The organism is Winogradskyella ouciana (assembly GCF_009709615.1).
GTDB classification, from domain to species: Bacteria; Bacteroidota; Bacteroidia; order Flavobacteriales; family Flavobacteriaceae; genus Winogradskyella; species Winogradskyella ouciana.
The window spans coordinates 142705-163449 of record NZ_WJYA01000007.1; the positions used below are offsets into that span (position 1 = coordinate 142705).

Here is a 20745-nt window from a genome sequence, read left to right on the forward strand (position 1 = left end):
TTGATTAGTTAGTGTTCAAATTATTATTACCTCTGCGGAACAGGAAACCCACGATCACGCATCAAGGCTTCAATCTTGGCATCACGTCCTCTAAACTTTCTATAGGCTTCCGCAGGATCCATAGCATTACGTGGTGCAAATAAATATTTCACCAAACGGTCTGCAACTTCACTATCATAAAAACCACCTTCGGCTTCTCTAAAAGCTTCAGAGGCATCACTTGTTAAAACGTCTGCCCACATATAACCATAGTAAGCTGTGGCATAACCTTCACCAGAAAATACATGACCAAAATGTGGTGTTCTATGACGCATTGGTAATTCCTTTGGCATACCGAGCTCGTCCAAGGTTTCACGTTCAAATTTATCAATGTCGATGTTTGTTGGGTCTGCTAAGTGCAATTTCATATCGATTAGTGCAGACGCTAAATACTCCGTAGTGCCAAACCCTTGATTAAAAGTTGATGCTTTCTTAATCTTTTCAACCAACTCAGCAGGAATTGGCTCTCCCGTTTCATGATGCACCAAAAACTGATTAATCACTTTATCCGTGGATAGCCAACGCTCTAATAATTGCGATTGAAATTCAGTATAATCCCTTACGCCACCTTGTAAGGTTGGGTATTTAACATCTGCAGCAAAGAAGTGCAATGCATGCCCAAATTCATGAAAAAACGTAGTCGCATCATCCCAAGACACCAAAACAGCCTCACCTGGAGCGGGTTTTACAAAATTGGAATTGTTAGATGCCAAAACATTGGTCTCACCTTCAAAAGTTGTAGAGCTTCTATACGTGGTTGCCCAAGCACCAGAACGTTTCCCTTCTCGAGCATAAGGATCTAAATACCAAAGTCCGATGTGTTTACCAGAATCCTTATCCGTCACTTCCCAAACATTGACATCCTCATGAAATACAGGAACAGAACCTTCTTCAACAGGTGTGAATTTATAATTGAACAATTCTCCTGCTACAAAAAACATAGCATCTGTCAGCTTATCTAATTGTAAATATTGTTTGACTTCGTCACTATCTAAATCGTATTTCTTTTGTCTAACTTTTTCGGCATAATAGCGATAGTCCCATGGCTCAATGGTAATATTGTCACCCAGTTCATTGGCAACCGCTTGCATATCTGCAACTTCTTCTTTTACTCGAGCTGTGGCTGCTGGCCAGACCTTTAACATTAAATCCATGGCATTTTCTGGATTTTTTGCCATGCGGTCTTGTAAACGCCATTCCGCATAATTATCGTAACCCATTAGCCCAACACGTTCTTTACGAAGTCTTAAAATCTCTGCAATGATTTCATTATTATCATATTCATCAGCATTATCTCCTCTGGAATAATAATTCTCCCATACCTGCTTACGTAACTCACGTTCGGTAGAGTAGGTGAGAAACGGATCCATGGATGAGCGCGTGTTGGTAATGGCATACATGCCTTCTTTACCCTTATCGGCTGCAATTTTTGCGGCTGATTTTATAAAGCTTTCTGACAAACCACCCAATTGGTCTTTGGTTAGATAGGTGACATAGTTTTCTTCATCGTGCAATACGTTATTTGCAAATTTGGTATAGAGTTTTGATAGCTCCTTATTGATTTCGGCATAGCGCTTTTTCTTTTCGGCATTGAGATTTGCTCCGTTCATTTCAAACCTTTTATAGATTAAATCTACAACACGTTGCTCTTGAGGTTCCAACGGATTTTTTTGAGATGCCTCATAAACCGCTTTAATGCGTTGGAAAAGCTTTTCGTTTTGGGAAATCTTAGACTGAAATTCGGATAATTTTGGTGCCAATTCCGCCTGTACTTCCCTAAACTCAGGAGAAGACATGTTACTGCTCATTATACCGTAATATGCAAAGACCCTTTGCAATTCCTTGCCAGCACTTTCCATAGCGACGATGGTGTTTTCAAAAGTTGGTTCTTCTTTGTTATTGGCAATGGCCTCAACTTCTTTTAGTTGCATTTCCATACCTTTTTCAACAGCTTCCTTTACATCTGCTACGTTCATTTTATCAAAAGCAGGAACACCTTGGTAAGGGCCTTCCCATTCTTGTAGAAGTATATTGTCAGTCATTAATTTGTCTTCGTTTTTTGGTTCGTCTTTACAGCTTGCAAAGAGAATAATACTGCCTAGTGCGGCAATTTTGATTGATTTAGTGATCATTGTAGTTAGTTTATGGTTGTTATTCAAAAGCTAATATTGTCATTCTAAATTACCTGCCTGTCGGTAAACAGGAATTCAGAATCTTATTCAATTCGAAAATTTAGATGCTGAAACGAGTTCAGCATGACAAATAATTATGTTTTGCTGATTCAAACAATTACGAAAACAAGTTACTAAAATCTAAAAAAAGGAAGTCTTAATTATTTTATAATTTCCACTTTCCTTATATATACATTATGCAGTGGCCAGTCTCCTTCGTCTGTTTCCACGGCATTGATTTCATCAACGACATCCATGCCATCAATCACTTCTCCAAAAACGGTATATTCCTTATCTAAATAAGCTGCTCCCGTAGGGCGCTGAATGATAAAAAACTGAAAAGGCGACGCTAGTTTATAGGCGTTTTCCATTTCACTACTTGGCATGGAAACAGCACCACGCTTATGTGTATAGCCACGTTTGGTATCTGGTGGAAGCAAATAATGTCCAATTTTTCTGCGTCGTTTGGCAATGTTATAATCATCACTACTACCACCTTGTATCACAAAATTTGGTACCACTCTGTAGAACTGTGTACCGTCAAAATAATTACGTTTGGTGAGGTAAATGAAATTTGCTCTGTGGAATTTGGTTTTATCATAGAGCAAAATATCGATATTGCCAAAGTCTGTGTAAATACGCACTTTGTTTTCTTTGTGTTCTTTTTCATATTCTAAAAAGAACTCCATGGCATTGTTGTCTGTAAGTACAGGGAATTCTGGTTTGGTTTTCTTTTTAGGGATTTCTTTGGGTTTTTCTACAATAGTATCTTTTTGTTTACAGGTGTTTGTTTGTTTTGAAGTTTGTTTATCTTCACAATTCAAAAAAAATAAAGCTATAATTATAACCAATCGAAATCTCATAAATGCGCTTTGATACGTTTTTAAAATCCGTAGTAAAAATAAAACATCTTCAACTTTTGGGCGAACAATCGCATGCAAAAATGTCTCCGCCATACCGACTGGAATTAGCTGAAAAAATGAAAGCCAAGCATAAAAATGCTAAAACAGCTGGTGTTATGGCATTGTTTTATCCTAATACAGAGCACGAGACTTATTTGGTGCTCATTTTACGGAAAACGTATAAAGGTGTACATTCTGCACAAGTTGGGTTTCCTGGTGGAAAGTATGAAGAAGTCGATAGGGACATAATGGATACTGCGTTACGCGAAACGGAAGAAGAAGTAGGTGTGCCTGTTTCTGCTGTACAGGTTCTTAAACCCATGTCTCCCTTATATATTCCTCCTAGTAATTTTATGGTGTACCCTCATGTGGCTGTGTCTGAGGTGAAATTGAATTTTATAAAGCAAGACGAGGAGGTAGAGGATATTATCGAAGTGAATATCGATAGTTTTTTAGATGATGCCAATATTATAACTACAAGAGTGCCAACTTCTTTTAATGTTGAAGTGGATGTTCCTGCGTTTAAATTAAACGGTCATATTGTTTGGGGAGCAACCGCCATGATGCTCGGTGAAATAAAAGACTTGTTAAAACAAGTTCTATAGCTTGTCATATTTGTTATTTTTGTAGTCGACTAAAACTGAAACTAATTTATGGGATTATTCAAAAAAAATCCTTTCGGACATATACTTTGGGTAAAAAAATGGCTCATTAGAATCCTTGGTCTTTTAACGCACAGGCGCTTTAGAGGTTTTAATGAACTACAGATTGAAGGCTCGGAAATTATAAAGAACCTACCTGATACCAACGTATTGTTCATATCTAATCACCAGACCTATTTTGCGGATGTTATTGCCATGTTTCATGTGTTTAATGCGAGCTTAAGCGGCCGATTAGATAGCATTAAAAATGTAGGCTATCTCTGGAATCCGAAGCTAAATATGTATTACGTTGCTGCTAAGGAAACCATGAAGTCGGGATTGATTCCGAAGATATTTGCCTACACAGGTTCTATTAGTATTGAACGTACGTGGCGTTCTAAGGGCCAGAATGTCAATCGACAGGTAAAGATGAGTGATATCAGTAACATTAAAAAAGCCTTGGACGATGGTTGGGTGGTGACGTTTCCACAAGGAACCACAACACCTTTTAAGCCCATTAGAAAAGGAACTGCACATATCATAAAGCATTACAAACCTATTGTTGTACCCATTGTAATTGACGGTTTTAGACGATCGTTTGATAAAAAAGGACTAAGAATTAAAAAGAAGAATATATTTCAGACTTTTGAAATTAAAGAGCCTTTGGAAATTGATTACGAAAATGAATCCATAGCCGATATTGTTGAAAAGATTGAATATGCCATTGAGCAACATCCTTCATTTTTAAAAGTAATTCCGCAAGAAGAATTAGAGGAAAAAGAACGACTTAATAAAGAGTTGAGGGATTGGTAAGCCCCTTGATTTTCTTTGTTCTTGCCAATAGTTTTATTTTGTTCTGAATAATTGTCGAATTTGACTCAACAACTCAACAAAAATTAAACTTCCAGCTTCTTAAGCTCATCATAATTTTTGTTGAGGCGTTTTAATAGGATACCATAAAGTAACTTATAGAATAGCCAAAACACCAATAAGAATACACCAGTAACCAAAACAGTAACAGCGTAAAGCACTATGGTTTGTGTAGAGTTCATGGCTTCAACTTGGTCGTGAAATTCTATATTTTCATTAAATTCAAAATAAAGAGATAGAGGTATAGAGATAAAAATCATCACCAGATTAAAAATCACATAGTACTTAATCACCTTTCTGGTTCTAAGAATACTCTCCATTAATTTTTTCGCACTATCGGTAATGGAAATGGCTTTGTATGATTTGAAAAGTAAATAAATAAACAGTACAATAACAACCAAACTAAGAATAGACAGACCGACAAACAATGGGTTTTCATAACTTGTTTCTAAACGTTCTCTGTATTTTTCAGACAGTAGATAAGGAAGTATATTTACCAATATCCAAAATGCAAATTCTGCAATGCTGATATAAAACAAGGTCTTTACAATAGAAGACGATTTTTTATGTAGCATAGGATAGATGTCCGTATCCGAATAGTTTTTGTAATCGGATTTATCCTTGTTCCAATCCTTCTTTAATAATTCTAACTCATCCATAGTATTACGGATTTAAAATTGTTCTTAATTTCTTTTTCACACGATTCATTTTTACTCGTGCGTTAACTTCAGTTATACCTAAAGTCTGACTTATTTCTCTATAGTCCTTATCTTCTAAATACAGAAAAACAAGGGCTTTTTCAATATCGTTTAATTGATGCACGGCGTTGTATAAAAGCTTCAATTGCTGCTCTTCAGTATCATCATATTCTTCTGCTTTTATTTTAAACTGTACACTATCAAACTCTTGGGTGTTAATCCTTCGTTTCGATTTTCTATACAGGGTAATAGCTGTGTTCAATCCTACACGATACATCCAGGTACTAAATTTAGAATCTCCTCTAAACTTAGGATATGCCCTCCATAACTGAATGGTTATCTCCTGAAACAAATCGTTATGGGCATCCTTATTGTTGGTGTATAAACGACACACCTTATGTACAATGTTTTGATGCTTTTGCAACTGTTCAACAAAACTATGTTCGAGTTCTTTGTTCAATTGATGAAATTGGTTAGTTATCTATTTGTAGTCGTAACTAAAGTATTGTTACAATATTGTTCAAAAATAAAATTTTGGCTTTGCTAATCCTTATCTTTGTAAGAGAAATTAATTGCTTTTCATGAATATTCCTAAGTCAAACCTGCCAAGAATAGTTATCATTGGTGGTGGTTTTGCTGGTGTTAATTTATCTAAAAAACTGGCAAACAAAAATGTACAAGTTGTATTAATAGATAAACATAACTATCATACATTTCAGCCTTTGTTATATCAGGTATCGAGTTCGGGATTGGAACCCGATTCCATTGCATATCCTCTGAGAAAAATCATTAAAAAACATAAGACTTCTTTTTTTAGACTTGCTGAAGTTAAAGAGATAGTGCCAGAGCGAAATGAAATTGTTACGGACATAGGAAACCTGAGTTATGACTATCTCGTCCTCGCAACAGGAACAAAAACCAATTTTTTTGGCAATAAAACTATTGAATCCAATAGTATGCCAATGAAAACTGTCTCCCAGGCCTTGGATATAAGAAGTTTGATTTTGCAAAATTTTGAAAAAGCAGCTATTGCAGATTCTAGGGAAGAACGCCAAGCTTATCTTAATTTCGTTATCGTGGGTGGTGGTCCAACAGGTGTAGAGTTATCAGGTGCCATAGCAGAATTGAAAAATCATATTCTACCTAGGGATTATCACGATCTTAACGCTGACGATATGAGCATTCATCTCATGGAAGGTAATGAGCGTGTACTAAGTGCCATGAGCGAACACGCTTCTAAGAAAGCCGAAGAATTCTTGAGTGCGCTTGGTGTAAAAGTACATTGCAAAACTTTCGTTGAAGACTATGATGGCGTAAACGTTACCACAAATTCTGATTTAAAAATGCAGTCCGAAACTCTAATTTGGGCAGCTGGCGTTACGGGAGCGCCCGTAAAAGGTCTAAAGGCAGATGCTCTAATGGAAAAGACCAATCGCTACCATGTTAACCGTTTTAATTTGGTTGAAGGCTATGACAACATTTTTGCCATTGGAGATATTGCCCTAATGGAAACTGAAGCTTTTCCTAAAGGTCATCCTCAAGTGGCACAACCTGCGATTCAACAAGGGACGTTATTAGGTAAAAACCTGTTGAAACTTATAAATGGTAAAGAGATGAAACCATTTGTTTATAATGACAAAGGATCTATGGCAACCATTGGTAGAAATAAAGCCGTGGTGGATTTAAAGCATTATAAGTTCGGTGGATTTTTTGCTTGGTTTATATGGATGTTTATTCATTTAATGTCTTTAGTCGGGTTTAGAAATCGCGTTATTGTACTATTCAATTGGTCGTATAACTATATCAATTTTGATAAAGCAGCACGACTAATCATCAGACCTTTTAAGAAATAGATTTTACTTGCTTGGATTGTCCCCTTGAGGAGACTTTAGGGGTGTTTTTAATATTCCCAAGACAATTAAATACTGTGCCAAGGCATAGGTGACCATTATACTAATATTGGAAAGTGGAATGGGCTGATAAAATTTATTTAAAGCCAAAATACTGTCAGAAATCATAAAGAATATAGCACCTATAAAAACGAGTTTAAAACTCAAGGTGTTAAGGCTTCCTTGTCTTAAAAATGCAGATGTTGCCATACCTAGAATGATTAGCATGTAAATGGTAACTGGCATAAACATCTCTCCCAAACCGTCCTTCAGCAAATAGAACAATCCTGACGCATATATTACAAGCACAATAATAAACCCTACGGCAGATTGCTTTTGGTTTCTGTGCTTCAAAAACACTAGGATGTACATAATATGGGCTAACAAAAATGCAATTAAGCCAACAGTAAAAAAAGGAGGTGATTGATCTACCAACATCAACAACACATCTCCTAACAATGAGAATACTAGTGCCAAGAGCGTTAAACTCTTTATGTTTTTTGAAAGATGTCCTGAAGTTTTTACAAATAGGAAAATCAAACTTATAACAATGGCTGGTTTGGCTATGAAATGAGCCGTTTTCAAGTTTTCTGCACTGCCTGTAATCAATTCAAAAAGAACGATGATAAAAAATAGGATGGAGAATTGTTTTTCTATGTTGGTTAGCTTCATGAGTGGAATTTAGGATGAAAAATTCAATTCATCATTAAAATTTTACAGTTCGGTAAAATGGAATTTTTAGCCTTGTAAAAATGATTGAAGTTTGTTTCATCAATTTATACTGAATTTGTTTCAGTATCAAAAAACGAACTTTTAATCAATCAAAAAATGAACAAGTTAATCACCATCATTTGCTTATGTCTCATCAACCTAAGCTATTCGCAAACTACAATTTCAGGAAAGGTAGTGGATCATAAAAACCAACCCATAGTTGGCGCCAATATTTATTTAGAGGGCACTTACGATGGTGACACATCTAACGACGAAGGTAAATTTGATTTTACTACAGAAGAGAAAGGAACGCAGACTTTGGTCATTTCCTTTCTATCTTATGAAACCAAAACGATTATTGATGATGTTTCAAAACTATCCAACCTAGAAATAACACTAAGGGAAGATGTAGAATCTTTGGATGCTGTTGTTTTAAGTGCTGGTACGTTTGAAGCCAACGATAACAGTAAGGTGTCAGTATTAAACTCTTTAGATGTGGTGACCACGGCAAGTGCTTTGGGTGACTTTGTAGGTGCTCTGCAAACACTACCAGGAACCACCAATGTAGCGGAAGATGGTCGACTGTTTGTCCGTGGAGGCAATGCTGACGAAACACAAATATTTATTGATGGTATTAGAGTATTTACACCATATTCGCCAACAACCAATAATATACCTACACGTGGTCGTTATTCGCCGTTTTTGTTTGATGGTATTACATTTTCCACTGGTGGTTACTCTTCCGAATTTGGTCAGGCTTTATCTAGTGTGTTATTATTAAATACTATTGATGAACCCGATCAGGAAAAAACGGATATAGGTATTATGACTGTTGGTGCAGCTTTGGGTAACACCCAGAAATGGGAAAAATCATCCTTAAGTTTCAATGCAACATATATTAATTTAGCACCTTATTTAGCCATTTTTAAAGACAGAAATGATTGGGAAACACCATACCAAGGAGCGCAAGGAGAAACCGTGTTTAGACAACGTTTAGAAAACGGGATGCTAAAGTTTTATGCAGCTTTTGATACTTCAAAATTTGAATTGACCCAAGAAGATATCAATCTTGAAAATGGATTGGATTTTAAGTTGAATAACAATAATTTTTATCTCAATACTTCCTATAAAGGTGTTCTTGGAAATGGGTGGACCTTAAGTACAGGTTTGAGCTATACTTATGCCAAAAATGATATAGGAGTAATGACAAGTGATATAGAGGATAGAGAAAACTCAGCACATATTAAGCTAAAATTAAAGAAACGGTTCAATAGTAGGTTTAAATTGAGTTTTGGCGCTGAGAAGTTTGTGACTGATTTTAATGAAAACTTTAAGGACGGATCCATAGATGAAACCTATGGTTTTAGAAATAACATCACAGCAGCTTTTGCTGAGGCAGATTTAATATTTTCAAGGGATTTGGCTCTTAAAGTCGGTGTGAGAGCAGATCACAGTTCAATATTTAATACTACAGATTTTTCTCCTAGAACAGCTTTAGCATATAAGACATCTAAAAACGGACAGATTTCATTAGCCTATGGCAACTTTTTTCAAAACCCAAATAGTTCTATTTTAAAGTTTGAAAACGATTTAAATTCGGAAAAAACTACACATTACATTTTTAACTATCAGTACGTTAATGGCGGTAAAATATTTAGGGCAGAAGCTTACAGAAAGGATTACGATAACCTAATAAAGTATGATACAGAGTTTACAAGTTTTGAAAGTAATTACACCACAAATGGTGATGGCTTTGCTCAAGGTGTCGATATTTTTTGGAGAGACAATACAAGTGTTAAAAATTTAGATTATTGGGTAAGTTATTCTTATTTGGATACAGAACGTAACTATAGAAATTTTGAGGCATCTGCCCAACCTAATTTTGCAACCAACCACAATGTATCCGTTGTTGGAAAGTATTGGATAAATAGCTGGAAAAGCCAGATTGGATTGGCCTATAGCTATTCATCAGGAAGACCTTATACTAATCCAAACACCGAAGAATTTCTCAGCAAACGTACTAAGGCATTTAATAGCTTAAGTTTTAATTGGGCATATCTTTTAGATCAACAGAAAATTCTATACTTCTCAGTTAATAATGTGTTGGGCTTTAAGAATGTAAACGGTTATCAGTATGCGAATTCACCAGATATGAATGGACAATTTAGTAGAAGAGCCTTAAAACCTGCTGCAGATCAATTCTTTTTTGTGGGCTTCTTTTGGACGATAAGTGAAGATGGTACGGATAACCAGTTGGATAATTTATAAAATATAATTCGTTGATTATCAATTAAACATGATAAATGTCATATTTTTTGCGCTTTTGTTTGGGTAACTTTAAGGTATAAAATTTTCAAGTTATGCAAGTCAAGAAGAATCCAAAAGCCAATGTAGGTCGAAACAGCAGTTTGTATTTTGCTGTTGGTTTAAACGTAATGTTACTCCTAACCTATATAGGATTAGAACATAAAACTTATGTCAAAGAAACCGTTAGTTATGATACCTTAATGTTGACAGAACAATTAGAGGAAGATATACCTATTACTACAATTAATATTCCACCGCCACCGCCACCTAAAAAAATAGTTGCTGAAGCCATTACTATAGTAGAGGATGTTGAAGAAATAGAAGAAACTTTTGTTGAAAGTACAGAAATAGGTCAGGATGATATCATAGAGGAGCGCGTGATAAGTGTTGAAGAGGTTGAAGTAGAAGAAATAGAAGAGGATATAGAAGTTCCATTTGCTGTAATAGAGAAGGTGCCTACTTTTCCAGGTTGTACAGGTAATAATGCGGAGTTAAAAGCTTGTTTCCAAATTAAAATGAAAGAGCATTTGCAAAAGCATTTTAAATATCCTCAAGCAGCTTCAGAAATGAATATTCACGGAAAGGTATTTGTATTTTTCTTAATCAATAAAGATGGCTACGTTACCAATATTCAGTCTAGAGGTCCAGATAAACTTTTAGAGAAAGAAGCAGAACGTATTATCGGCCTACTTCCTCAAATGGAACCAGGAAAACAACGAAATGTTCCAGTAGGAGTTCCATATAGCATACCTATAAATTTTACATTACGACAGCAATAAAAAATACTGTTGTACTTAATATTAAATATTGATAAAACCTCTTTCAAAGAGGTTTTATCGTATTTGGGTATTTTCTAGAATGTACCAATTACATAGATCACCTTCATACTCAAAAGTGCCAGAAGGTTGCATGCCTATTTTTTTAAGAATAGTATTAGATGCGATGTGATTTACATCTGCTGCGGCGCAAATTTCCTTAAGTTTTAAATCATTAAAGCCATAATCTAGTGATGCTATAGCAGCTTCTGTAGCGTAGCCGTTTCCCCAAAATTTTTCTTTTAATCTATATCCTAAGTCATAATAATCAAACTCTTTACGTAATTCGCGTTCAAATTTTAATCCAGACCAACCTATAAACTCACCAGTATCTTTCTTTTCCATGGCCAGTCTGCCAACTCCAAAATCCTTATACTGTTGTAAAACCCCTTCAATTTTAGATTTGGACTGCTTTATGGAAGTCACAGGATTATTGCCAAGATAGATATGAACTTTCGGGTTAGAATCCATCTCGTAAAAATTTTGAGCATCATTTTCGTTGATGGGTCTTAGGATAAGACGTTTGGTTTCGAGTTTTATATTCAATTTATAGTGTTTAGTTTAGTTATATAGACCATTTTCCTGAGCCTATGTCTACAACGTGACCGCCAACTTTGATTTGATATTCACTATCAGCCTTTGTACCGTTTAAATATAGCAATGATTTTCTGTTCATTTGAAAGCCTTGTTCGACAATAGCTGAAATGTTAGGCGATTCATACTTTAATAAATAAGCCAAAAAACACCCATTAGCACTGCCAGTTGCAGCATCTTCGACTAGTTTTCCGCCTTCAAGACAAAACATCCGTGCATTAAAATTATGGGTCTTATCAAAAGTTTCACTGGTGACGAAAAATAATGAGGTTGACAATTTACTAGGGCTGTTAGTTTTGTGTTTTTGGTGAGTTTTTAGAAAATTTTCAAGATCGTAATCCTTAATATTTAATTGGTTCATGGCCTCTAAATTAATCACAGGAATTATGATGTAAGGTAAGCCAGTGCTTATTTCTACGATGGGTTTTGAGGCATCGATGACATTCTTGTCTATATTTAGTCCTTCAGCAATCGTATTAATTTCATAAGTTTCTATGAATTTTGGCTGTGCTTGGGTCATAGTAAAAAGAGTTTCGTCTATAGAGCCAGTGTTTTCAAGGTCAACATTGATAGTAGCATGTTTTAGTTGAATATTGAGTTTAGGTGTTGGTTGTTTAGTGATGTGTTTTGAAATGACAAAAGCAGTGCCCAAAGTGGGATGTCCTGCAAAAGGCACTTCGTATTCTGGAGTAAAAATCCTAACATCAAAAGTATTTCTATTAAGTTGTTTCTTTATAAAACTAACCTCTGAAAAATTCAACTCTTTAGCAATATTCTGCATGGTATCAGCATTTGCCAAATCATCAAAATCTAGAAATACGGCAAGTTGGTTACCACCATATTTAGTTTTGGTAAATACGTCAACGAGATGATAATCTATAGTAGACATTAATTTTTACTTCCACTTAATATTACAGCCCATACTTGGTTTTTGGTCCTTGCTTACAGGTTTGTTGTCCACCAGCGCATCCATTGCTGCTCGTATGTCTTCTCCTGTAACTGGTATACCGTTTCCTGGTCTTGAGTCGTCTAGTTGACCTGCATAGACCAATTCTAATTTATCATCGAATAGAAAGAAGTCTGGCGTACATGCTGCATCGTAAGCTTTGGCGACCTCTTGGGTTTGATCATACAGATATGGAAAGATATATTCATTTTCTATGGCATTTTGCTTCATTAAGTGCGGTGCATCCTGTGGGTAATTTTCCACATCATTACTACTAATAGCAATACACTTTATGCCTTTTGAGATGTAATCTTTTGCTAATTGTGAAAGCTCAGAGCTCACATGAACCACAAAAGGGCAGTGGTTGCAAATAAACATAACCAATGTACCTGTGGTTCCTTTGAGTTTATCTAATGATTTTACTTGGTCGTCTTTTGTATCAACTAAACTAAAGTCTGGTGCTTTTGTGCCTAGTGGTAACATATTTGATTCTGTCCGTGCCATGGTTTTATATCGATTTAATTCCTTAGTTTTATTGCTTTAAAATTACAAAATTTAATGGGCGATTCTCTTAACAAAATGATAACTTTCGATGACTTTACAAAGGTAGATTTACGGATAGGTACCATAATTGAAGTCAATGATTTTCCAAATGCCAGAAAGCCAGCATATCAATTGACTATAGATTTTGGTGATTTAGGAGTGAAAAAATCTTCAGCCCAAATTACAACCCAATACCAAAAAGAGGATTTAGTAAACAGACAAATAGTAGCTGTGATCAACTTTCCCAAAAAACAGATTGCCAATTTTATGAGTGAATGCTTAGTGATGGGAGCGGTTAGGGAAGATGATGTGTTTCTATTGCATCCCGAAACAAAAGTTAAGAACGGTTCGCAAGTGTCTTAATTGAACCGTCATTGCGAAGCCTTTAGGCTGTGGCAATCTTATTGTAAATAACTAAAATTGAAAAGATAGCCACGTCAATCGTTCATCATTCCTCGCAATAACGTTAAAATTCATCCCTAAAAAAGATAGCATTCATCAACAACTTATTGGTACCATACCAGAAAGCTCTAAAGTTAGTGTTATCCGTAAATGCTATGATATTTCCTCTACCAATACCACCTATTTTTAAAGGTACCGACAAGCTAAGGCTGTCTAGGTTTTCTTCAGAAATGTAGCCACTTAATAATGGATTTTTAGTGTGCTGAATCGGATTGTTGTAGCTGTTTTTGTCTGGATTTATAAATATGGTGGTGTTTCTAAACATTGGTAATTTGTCGTTTTTATAACCAAAATTAATTGGGTGGGAGCGATCTAACATGGTTTCAAAAATGGCACCACCAATAACCTGTGCTCCTCTAAAATCACCACGCTGCTCGTAGCTTATATTCTTTGCTGTAACATTGCTGTTTTTCTTAAAATCAATTTTCATTAATTCTTTAGAGTTTAACCAACGCAACGCACTTCTGTAAGCTACTAAAGTACCACCATCTTGAATCCAGCTTTTTAATTTTTTGGTATTGTTGTCATTTAGACCTGAGCGAGAATTTACCATAATGATGGTGTTATATCGACTTAGATCAGCACGTCCAAAACTTTTAGTGTCTAGTTTAGTAGCGACGATGTCGTAGCGTGTATCTAATAGATGCCAAATTTCACCAGCATCGTAAGATGTCATTCCATCACCGACCAATAGTGCAACTTTAGGCAATTCTAAATTTCTAAAATTACGACTTCCTAGGTCTATGCCGTCGTTTAAACCTGTTGAAACCGCGTCAATATTGATATGACTTTCCTTTGCTGCATCATCCAAGAATGTATAAATTTCTGAGCTTGATAAATCCTGATTTTTAGCAGGAATCATTATAGTGCCGTAATCATAGGATTTGCCGTTGGCCTTAAACGTTTTAAGGCTCACCTTTGCTCTTAGACCCTTTTTAAGGATTTCGTTCAGAAGTTTTGGAGCATAGTATTCGTGCCACTCAAACAAATAAGCGTAGTTGCTTTTAGAATTTACTCCACCATTTTTATGAGTTAAATTATTAATTTCAGCTCCTGCATTTGCAGTAGTAGTTTCTGTATAGTCTAAATTAAAAGCCAATGGAAACGTCCAAGCAGAAACATCATAAAACAAACTGTCTTGAAATGTTGTACGCTTTTCAAACATGGCATTGATAAGCCTTGTGTTCTTTTGATTTTTTGGAACCACGTAACTGTAACCTTTTTTGTATGATTTTCCATCTGCTGAAAAATCAGATTTAACGTCGTGGAATTTTATGTTGTGACGCTTCAATATTTCTGCAAGATGATACGTTTTTGCTGCATCCTTTTCATCACCAAATACGATGGCTTTATTGCCTTCTTTTGAAGCTTCGTTCCGTGCATTTTTGAAAAAGTTATGCTGGTACTCTAAAATTTCTTCACGCATATTATTCGCAGCTTTAAGCGTTGATAAGGCTGCGGTAAATTGATTTCTTATGGTAAAGGGAAACGTTAATAAGCCATTCTCACTTTCCTGAATATGACCTCTAGAACTCGCTTGTTCAAATAGTATTCCGATGCTACCATTAATATCCGGAAAAGTTGAACCCTTGCCATAATAAAAATCATCAAAGCTTTCTTCAGAATAATACAACGAACCAATTTTGTCAAAGGCTTTGGCATGGTATTCTGCAATGCCTTTGGTTAATTCTTGGTTCATTTTTGGTGTTAAAGGATGCGTACGCGAAGGAATACCTGGCTGGAAAAAGAAACTGGAATTGGTACCCATTTCATGATGGTCTGTTAGTATGTTTGGCATCCAATTGTGAAAGGTTTCTATTCTTGCTCTAGATTCTGGTAATTGTACAGGCAACCAATCTCTGTTCATATCAAACCAATAGTGATTGGTACGTCCACCAGGCCAAACTTCGCTGTATTCTCTATCGTTGGGATCTGGATTTAAATTCATGCTACGATTAGTATTTGCCCAATAGGCAAAACGTTGCAGACCATCTGGATTAAAAGATGGATCGAACAGAATTATCGTATTATTAAGCAAATCATCAATCTTCGGACCTTGTGCAGCTGCTAAATAGTAAGCTGCTACCAATGCCGCATTAGAACCGCTCGGTTCATTACCGTGAATGGAAAACCCTTGATAAACCACAATTGGTCTGCTCTCTACATTGGCACTATTATTTTCGGTCGCTTCTAAATGTGCGGTTTGAATAGCGTTGAGATTTTGATGATTTTCTGGAGATGTAATCGTTAATAACAAAAGTGGTCTATCCTCAAAAGTTTTTCCACGATCTTCAATGGTAATTCTGTTTGATACGTCGGCTAAAGCATACATGTACTGCACTAACTTGTCGTGAGTGATATGCCATTCGCCCACCTCATGCCCAATGATACTTTTTGGTGTTGGAATATTAGAATCGTAACTAACATCTTGTGGCAAATAATATGATAAATCCGTTTGGGATTGAGAAAATAGAGTAGTGGTTGCTAAAAAAAGTAAAAGCGCAATATGTCGCATGTAATATAATGTTGGTTAAAGCCTAAAAATAAAAAAACCCTGACGATAATATCAGGGTTTTTCTATAATTTAACAAAGTAGTTTAAATATCATCGAAGCTAATATCTGTAAAGTTATCTGTGCTTTGAGTATCTTCTGGTGTTTTTGCTTCTTGAGCTACAAAGTCATCCTCGCGTTTAAAGTCTTTTTGATGACGCTCGCTTATAACTTCTTCACCTTTTTCGTTGATAATGTAATCGGTCATTTCTGCCAAAATCTCTCTAAATTCAGAGAAGTCCTCTTTATATAGGTAGATTTTGTGTTTTTTATAATGATAAGATCCATCATCATTTGTAAACTTTTTACTTTCCGTGATAGTTAAGTAGTAATCTCCTGCTTTAGTTGCTCTAACATCAAAGAAATACGTTCGTCTCCCTGCGCGCAATACTTTAGAATATATCTCTTCCTTGTCCATCATTCCATAATCGCTCATAGCTAATCTTTAATTTTTAAATTCAAAATCAAAAATCTAAAAAAAAACCTAACTAACAAACAAATTATTGCATTTCTTTTTCAGAGAGTTGTTTAGTGTAAAGCTCTTTGTAGTAACCATCTGTATTGATAAGTGTTTCGTGGGTTCCGGTCTGTATAACCTTTCCATCCTCTAATACGATAATCTTATCCGCATTTTTTGCTGAGGAGACACGATGACTAACAATGATTGTTGTTTTATCTTTAGTCAGTTTCACTAAATTTTTGAGGATTTTCTCTTCAGTTTCTGTATCAACAGCAGATAAACAATCATCAAATAAAAGGATATCTGGCTTTTTAATAATGGCTCGCGCAATAGAAACACGTTGTTTTTGACCACCGGATAATGTAATGCCACGTTCGCCTAAAATAGTCTCATAGCCTTTATTAAACCCAATAATATTTTTGTGTACCCTTGCGTTTTGTGCAGCTTCTATAACTTCTTCATCGGTAGCGTCTTCCTTTCCAAACTTTATATTGTTCTTAATAGTATCTGAAAATAAAAATGCATCTTGTGGTACATAACCAATACTTTCTCTTAAACTGTGGAGGTTAAGTTCTGAAATAATCTTATCATCAACTAAAACTTGGCCATGATCAATATCGTAAAGGCGACCAATTAAATCTAGAATTGTTGATTTACCAGAACCAGTCTTCCCTAAAATCGCTAAGGTTTCTCCAGAATTTAATTTAAAGCTTACATTTTTCAAAGCTTCAATATTCGTATCAGGATATACAAATGATACATTTTTAAATTCTATATCCCCTTTAATAGGAGTTAGTTCGTTTGCTTTATTTCTAATTTCAGGTTCGGTATTTAAAAACTCATTGATTCGCTCTTGCGAAGCTTCGGCCTGTTGTACCAATGAGGTCACCCAACCGACAATGGCAACTGGCCAGGTTAGCATATTAACATAGATTAAAAATGCTGCGATGGTACCAATGTTCTCAATTTCGCCATTCATGTATTGCGTACCTCCAATATAAACTACGATGAGGTTACTAATTCCTATGAGAAGAATCATCATCGGAAAAAACAAAGCTTGTACCTTAGTTAAATTGATTTGTTTCTGACGATTTTGTGCAGAAAGGTCATCGAATTCTGTACTGGTTTGTGGCTCAATACCGTAGGATTTAATAACTGATATGCCACTAAATGTTTCTTGAGTGTATGTTGATAGCGTTGATAAAGATTGCTGTACAATCGTACTGCGCTTATTAATCAATTTACTTAATTTATATATAGCAACAGAAAGAATTGGAAGCGGTAGTAAGGTATACATTGTTAATTTGGGCGCCGTATTTACCATATATATAATCGCAACGGTAAATAATGTAATGGTGTTCATGGTGTACATTATGGCTGGGCCGACATACATACGGACTTTACCTACGTCTTCACTAATACGATTCATTAAATCACCTGTTCTATTAGATTTGTAAAAGTTTAGTGATAGGATTTGATAATGTTGATAAATCTCATTCTTAAGGTCATATTCAATATGGCGAGAGACGTTTATAATAGTTTGTCGCATCAAAAACGTAAAAATACCAGCAATCACAGCAGCACCAATTAAGTATAAAATATTGGTCATGAGTTCTGCTCTAAAAACTTCTTGTGTTATTTTTCCTTCCAAACGGTCAGAAACCACATTGATGGAAGCGCCAACTAGCCTTGGTGTAAAAAGCGCAAAAACCTTTGCCACAATGGTAATGATAATGCCAACTATTAATCGGTATCGATACTTAAAAAAGTACTTATTAAGATGCTTTAATGCTTTCATGTTGTATTTGGTCAGTCAAAAGTATTACGATAATCTTATTTTGACGTTAATATTTTGCTAATCCTCCAATATTCATTTATTTTTGCTCGCTGTTTTTAGATAATCTTCAAATAGCCTTAAATCTTAAATTACATGACATCAGATATAATACGCGCTAAAGAGCTTTCAAAGATAGATCCTGTTTTTGGTCAAAACTCTTTTGACGATCACGAGCAAATCGTTTTTTGCAACGACAAAGATACTGGTTTAAAAGCAATTATTGGTATCCATAATACAGTATTGGGACCAGCTCTGGGAGGTACAAGAATGTGGAATTATGCTAATGAGTGGGAAGCCTTAAATGATGTTCTGCGATTATCACGTGGTATGACGTTTAAATCTGCAATCACAGGTTTAAACCTGGGTGGCGGTAAAGCGGTAATTATAGGTGATGCCAAAACACAAAAGACACCAGAATTAATGAGACGTTTTGGTGAATTCGTGCACTCATTGAGCGGTAAATATATCACAGCTGAAGATGTTGGTATGACTACAGATGATATGGATACAGTAAGAGATGTGACACCTTACGTTACAGGTATTTCTGAAAGTAAAGGCGGAGCAGGTAATCCATCGCCAATAACAGCGTATGGTGTATTTATGGGAATGAAAGCCGCGGCTAAATTTCAATATGGCTCAGATGTGCTTGAAGATAAAAACGTTTATGTACAAGGTATAGGCCATGTGGGTGAGGCTTTAGTGGAGCATTTGGTTAATGAAGGTGCCAATGTTACCATTGCAGATATTAATCAAGAACGATTGGAAGAGGTACGATCTAAATATGGTGCTACGATTTATGGAGGGAGTGATATTTATAGCGAACCTATGGATATTTATGCACCGTGTGCTCTAGGAGCAACCATAAATGACGAGACCATTAATAAAATACAAGCTAAGATAATTGCAGGAGCAGCAAATAATCAGCTTGCAGAAGAAAATAAGCACGGTAAAATATTGCAAGAACGCGGTATCGTATACGCACCAGATTTTTTAATTAATGCTGGCGGAATAATCAATGTTTATGCAGAATTGGAAGATTACGATAAGCAGGAGATAATGCGTAAGACTGAAAATATTTTTAATACAACCTTAGAGATTTTAGATAATGCCAAAGTGAATAATATAACTACACATACGGCAGCTTTAAATATCGCACGAGAGCGTATTGAAACCCGTAAAAGAGAAAACTCTAAATAATTTTTTTCAGAGTTAAATAATAGTATTTTTGCAAGGTGAATCTCAATAGGTTCACCTTTTTTAATAATCCAACAAAAAGTAGTTCTTTACATATGCTAAACAGAAGACACATCAGAATAAAAGTAATGCAATCCTTGTACGCTTTTAAAGGCACTGAAAGTGATGATCTTGCAAAAGATGAAAAATTTTTACTGCACAGTTTAGATAGTATGTATGATTTATACCTTTCTATTTTAGCCTTGCTTACAGAGCTGAATAAAAAAAGTAAGGATTACAACGAAAAACTTCAAAAGAAACTTTTAGGTTCAGATACTGATAGAAATCCAAACATCAAATTACAAGACAATCAGTTATTGCAATTTATAAGCAGTAATGCTATGCTGCAGGATGTTTTAAAAAAGAGAAAACTTAATTATTGGGACTTGGATTTTGAATATGTAGATATTCTGTTCAAAGAGATTATTAAGAGTGATCTTTATAAAAATTACATCAACGATACAGAGGAATCCTTTAAACACGATAAACAATTTATTTTGGATGTTTATTCTGAAGTCATTGCACCAAACGATAAGCTCTATGATTACTTTGAAGATAAAAAACTGACTTGGGTAGATGATCTTCCTGTAGTAAACACAGTCATCTTAAAAATATTGAGAAAAGTAAAACTGACATCGCCAGAAACCATATTAATGCCCAACCTCTATAAGGATGACGATGATAAGGAATTTGCAAAAGACTTACTAAAAAAAACAATCTTAAACGATTCAAAATTTGCAGAAGAAATTGCAGCTAAAACCACTAATTGGGATAGTGAGCGTTTGGCAAGTGTAGATGGTGTATTGCTTAAAATGGCGCTTTGCGAATTTCAAAAATTCCCTTCCATTCCATACAAAGTAACCATCAATGAGTATCTAGAGATTGCCAAGGAATATTCTACACCAAAAAGTAGTTTATTCATCAATGGCATTTTGGATAAAATTGTAAAAGAATATCAGGCAGACAAGCTTCATCTTAAAGCAGGTAGAGGGTTAATGTAGTATATATTGTGCAATAAATTTTTTCAGCCAGATGTTAAGGTCAGCCTAAAAATTTTAATTCGTTGAAATAATTAC

General features: G+C 35.3%; 19 protein-coding genes. 8 read left to right on the plus strand and 11 right to left on the minus strand.

All coding sequences use genetic code 11. The annotated features are described in order from the left end of the window. Positions 1–26: 26 nt before the first annotated feature. Together F1003_RS12455 and F1003_RS12460 are read right to left on the minus strand one after the other, a co-directional pair. A complete protein-coding gene (locus F1003_RS12455; protein WP_155089759.1) occupies positions 27–2171 on the minus strand; it encodes a M3 family metallopeptidase in 2145 nt (714 codons plus the stop codon). 200 nt (positions 2172–2371) lie between these two features. After that, positions 2372–3073, minus strand: a complete 702-nt coding sequence (locus F1003_RS12460; RefSeq protein ID WP_155089760.1) for a peptidylprolyl isomerase — start codon at positions 3071–3073, stop codon at positions 2372–2374. A 2-nt stretch (positions 3074–3075) separates the two neighbouring features. Here F1003_RS12460 and F1003_RS12465 point away from each other — a divergent pair, with 2 nt between their 5' ends. Next, a complete protein-coding gene (locus tag F1003_RS12465) occupies positions 3076–3717 on the plus strand; it encodes an NUDIX hydrolase (RefSeq protein ID WP_155089761.1) in 642 nt (213 codons plus the stop codon). A 48-nt stretch (positions 3718–3765) separates the two neighbouring features. Beyond that, positions 3766–4566, plus strand: coding sequence for a lysophospholipid acyltransferase family protein (locus tag F1003_RS12470; protein ID WP_155089762.1), 801 nt, complete (start codon positions 3766–3768; stop codon positions 4564–4566). An 83-nt stretch (positions 4567–4649) separates the two neighbouring features. On the opposite strand, the gene F1003_RS12475 is transcribed toward F1003_RS12470, so the two are convergent. Together F1003_RS12475 and F1003_RS12480 are read right to left on the minus strand one after the other, a co-directional pair. Then, positions 4650–5282 (minus strand): DUF8845 family protein, encoded by a 633-nt coding sequence (locus F1003_RS12475; protein WP_155089763.1) that lies wholly within the window; start codon positions 5280–5282, stop codon positions 4650–4652. Between the two features lie 4 nt (positions 5283–5286). Continuing rightward, complete coding sequence (locus F1003_RS12480; protein ID WP_155089764.1) at positions 5287–5781, minus strand: RNA polymerase sigma factor; 495 nt, start codon at positions 5779–5781, stop codon at positions 5287–5289. Between the two features lie 121 nt (positions 5782–5902). Between F1003_RS12480 and F1003_RS12485 the strand changes: the two genes are divergently transcribed. After that, positions 5903–7174, plus strand: coding sequence for an NAD(P)/FAD-dependent oxidoreductase (locus tag F1003_RS12485; RefSeq protein WP_155089765.1), 1272 nt, complete (start codon positions 5903–5905; stop codon positions 7172–7174). 3 nt (positions 7175–7177) lie between these two features. On the opposite strand, the gene F1003_RS12490 is transcribed toward F1003_RS12485, so the two are convergent. Then, on the minus strand, positions 7178–7882 hold the full coding sequence (locus F1003_RS12490) for a lysoplasmalogenase (protein ID WP_155089766.1): 705 nt from the start codon (positions 7880–7882) through the stop codon (positions 7178–7180). Between the two features lie 156 nt (positions 7883–8038). Between F1003_RS12490 and F1003_RS12495 the strand changes: the two genes are divergently transcribed. Together F1003_RS12495 and F1003_RS12500 are read left to right on the plus strand one after the other, a co-directional pair. Then, a complete protein-coding gene (locus F1003_RS12495) occupies positions 8039–10189 on the plus strand; it encodes a TonB-dependent receptor (protein WP_155089767.1) in 2151 nt (716 codons plus the stop codon). Between the two features lie 92 nt (positions 10190–10281). Continuing rightward, complete coding sequence (locus tag F1003_RS12500; RefSeq protein ID WP_155089768.1) at positions 10282–11007, plus strand: energy transducer TonB; 726 nt, start codon at positions 10282–10284, stop codon at positions 11005–11007. Between the two features lie 54 nt (positions 11008–11061). On the opposite strand, the gene F1003_RS12505 is transcribed toward F1003_RS12500, so the two are convergent. The 3 genes from F1003_RS12505 to F1003_RS12515 are packed head-to-tail and all read right to left on the minus strand — an operon-like array spanning position 11062 to position 13087. After that, complete coding sequence (locus tag F1003_RS12505; RefSeq protein WP_155089769.1) at positions 11062–11589, minus strand: GNAT family N-acetyltransferase; 528 nt, start codon at positions 11587–11589, stop codon at positions 11062–11064. Between the two features lie 19 nt (positions 11590–11608). Beyond that, positions 11609–12526 carry a PhzF family phenazine biosynthesis protein gene (locus tag F1003_RS12510; protein WP_155089770.1) on the minus strand — a complete coding sequence of 306 codons (918 nt, stop codon included), beginning with the start codon at positions 12524–12526 and terminating at the stop codon, positions 11609–11611. 6 nt (positions 12527–12532) lie between these two features. Continuing rightward, positions 12533–13087 carry a thioredoxin family protein gene (locus F1003_RS12515; protein WP_155089771.1) on the minus strand — a complete coding sequence of 185 codons (555 nt, stop codon included), beginning with the start codon at positions 13085–13087 and terminating at the stop codon, positions 12533–12535. 54 nt (positions 13088–13141) lie between these two features. On the opposite strand from F1003_RS12515, the gene F1003_RS12520 reads away from it, so the two are divergent. Beyond that, positions 13142–13489 carry a tRNA-binding protein gene (locus F1003_RS12520; RefSeq protein WP_155089772.1) on the plus strand — a complete coding sequence of 116 codons (348 nt, stop codon included), beginning with the start codon at positions 13142–13144 and terminating at the stop codon, positions 13487–13489. 103 nt (positions 13490–13592) lie between these two features. On the opposite strand, the gene F1003_RS12525 is transcribed toward F1003_RS12520, so the two are convergent. The 3 genes from F1003_RS12525 to F1003_RS12535 all read right to left on the minus strand — a co-directional run bounded on the left by F1003_RS12525 (position 13593) and on the right by F1003_RS12535 (position 18397). Then, positions 13593–16103, minus strand: a complete 2511-nt coding sequence (locus F1003_RS12525; RefSeq protein ID WP_155089773.1) for a M14 family zinc carboxypeptidase — start codon at positions 16101–16103, stop codon at positions 13593–13595. An 82-nt stretch (positions 16104–16185) separates the two neighbouring features. Beyond that, positions 16186–16575, minus strand: a complete 390-nt coding sequence (locus tag F1003_RS12530) for a PUR family DNA/RNA-binding protein (protein WP_155089774.1) — start codon at positions 16573–16575, stop codon at positions 16186–16188. Between the two features lie 64 nt (positions 16576–16639). Beyond that, positions 16640–18397: an ABC transporter ATP-binding protein gene (locus F1003_RS12535; protein ID WP_155089775.1), complete on the minus strand. Its 1758-nt coding sequence runs from the start codon at positions 18395–18397 to the stop codon at positions 16640–16642. 132 nt (positions 18398–18529) lie between these two features. Here F1003_RS12535 and F1003_RS12540 point away from each other — a divergent pair, with 132 nt between their 5' ends. Both F1003_RS12540 and nusB read left to right on the plus strand, forming a co-directional pair. Continuing rightward, positions 18530–19633: a Glu/Leu/Phe/Val family dehydrogenase gene (locus tag F1003_RS12540; RefSeq protein WP_155089776.1), complete on the plus strand. Its 1104-nt coding sequence runs from the start codon at positions 18530–18532 to the stop codon at positions 19631–19633. A 92-nt stretch (positions 19634–19725) separates the two neighbouring features. Next, complete coding sequence (gene nusB / locus F1003_RS12545) at positions 19726–20670, plus strand: transcription antitermination factor NusB (protein ID WP_235898380.1); 945 nt, start codon at positions 19726–19728, stop codon at positions 20668–20670. Positions 20671–20745 lie beyond the last annotated feature (75 nt).

What these genes read in the sequence shown, in the direction of transcription:
- F1003_RS12525 (WP_155089773.1), bottom strand. Translation starts at nt 16,103, where the DNA reads ATGCGACATATTGCGCTTTTACTTTTTTTAGCAACCACTACTCTATTT.
- F1003_RS12490 (WP_155089766.1), bottom strand. Translation starts at nt 7,882, where the DNA reads ATGAAGCTAACCAACATAGAAAAACAATTCTCCATCCTATTTTTTATC.
- F1003_RS12470 (WP_155089762.1), top strand. Translation starts at nt 3,766, where the DNA reads ATGGGATTATTCAAAAAAAATCCTTTCGGACATATACTTTGGGTAAAA.
- F1003_RS12540 (WP_155089776.1), top strand. Translation starts at nt 18,530, where the DNA reads ATGACATCAGATATAATACGCGCTAAAGAGCTTTCAAAGATAGATCCT.
- F1003_RS12500 (WP_155089768.1), top strand. Translation starts at nt 10,282, where the DNA reads ATGCAAGTCAAGAAGAATCCAAAAGCCAATGTAGGTCGAAACAGCAGT.
- F1003_RS12535 (WP_155089775.1), bottom strand. Translation starts at nt 18,397, where the DNA reads ATGAAAGCATTAAAGCATCTTAATAAGTACTTTTTTAAGTATCGATAC.
- nusB (WP_235898380.1), top strand. Translation starts at nt 19,726, where the DNA reads ATGCTAAACAGAAGACACATCAGAATAAAAGTAATGCAATCCTTGTAC.
- F1003_RS12515 (WP_155089771.1), bottom strand. Translation starts at nt 13,087, where the DNA reads ATGGCACGGACAGAATCAAATATGTTACCACTAGGCACAAAAGCACCA.
- F1003_RS12530 (WP_155089774.1), bottom strand. Translation starts at nt 16,575, where the DNA reads ATGAGCGATTATGGAATGATGGACAAGGAAGAGATATATTCTAAAGTA.
- F1003_RS12510 (WP_155089770.1), bottom strand. Translation starts at nt 12,526, where the DNA reads ATGTCTACTATAGATTATCATCTCGTTGACGTATTTACCAAAACTAAA.
- F1003_RS12465 (WP_155089761.1), top strand. Translation starts at nt 3,076, where the DNA reads ATGCGCTTTGATACGTTTTTAAAATCCGTAGTAAAAATAAAACATCTT.
- F1003_RS12475 (WP_155089763.1), bottom strand. Translation starts at nt 5,282, where the DNA reads ATGGATGAGTTAGAATTATTAAAGAAGGATTGGAACAAGGATAAATCC.
- F1003_RS12485 (WP_155089765.1), top strand. Translation starts at nt 5,903, where the DNA reads ATGAATATTCCTAAGTCAAACCTGCCAAGAATAGTTATCATTGGTGGT.
- F1003_RS12460 (WP_155089760.1), bottom strand. Translation starts at nt 3,073, where the DNA reads ATGAGATTTCGATTGGTTATAATTATAGCTTTATTTTTTTTGAATTGT.
- F1003_RS12520 (WP_155089772.1), top strand. Translation starts at nt 13,142, where the DNA reads ATGGGCGATTCTCTTAACAAAATGATAACTTTCGATGACTTTACAAAG.
- F1003_RS12455 (WP_155089759.1), bottom strand. Translation starts at nt 2,171, where the DNA reads ATGATCACTAAATCAATCAAAATTGCCGCACTAGGCAGTATTATTCTC.
- F1003_RS12495 (WP_155089767.1), top strand. Translation starts at nt 8,039, where the DNA reads ATGAACAAGTTAATCACCATCATTTGCTTATGTCTCATCAACCTAAGC.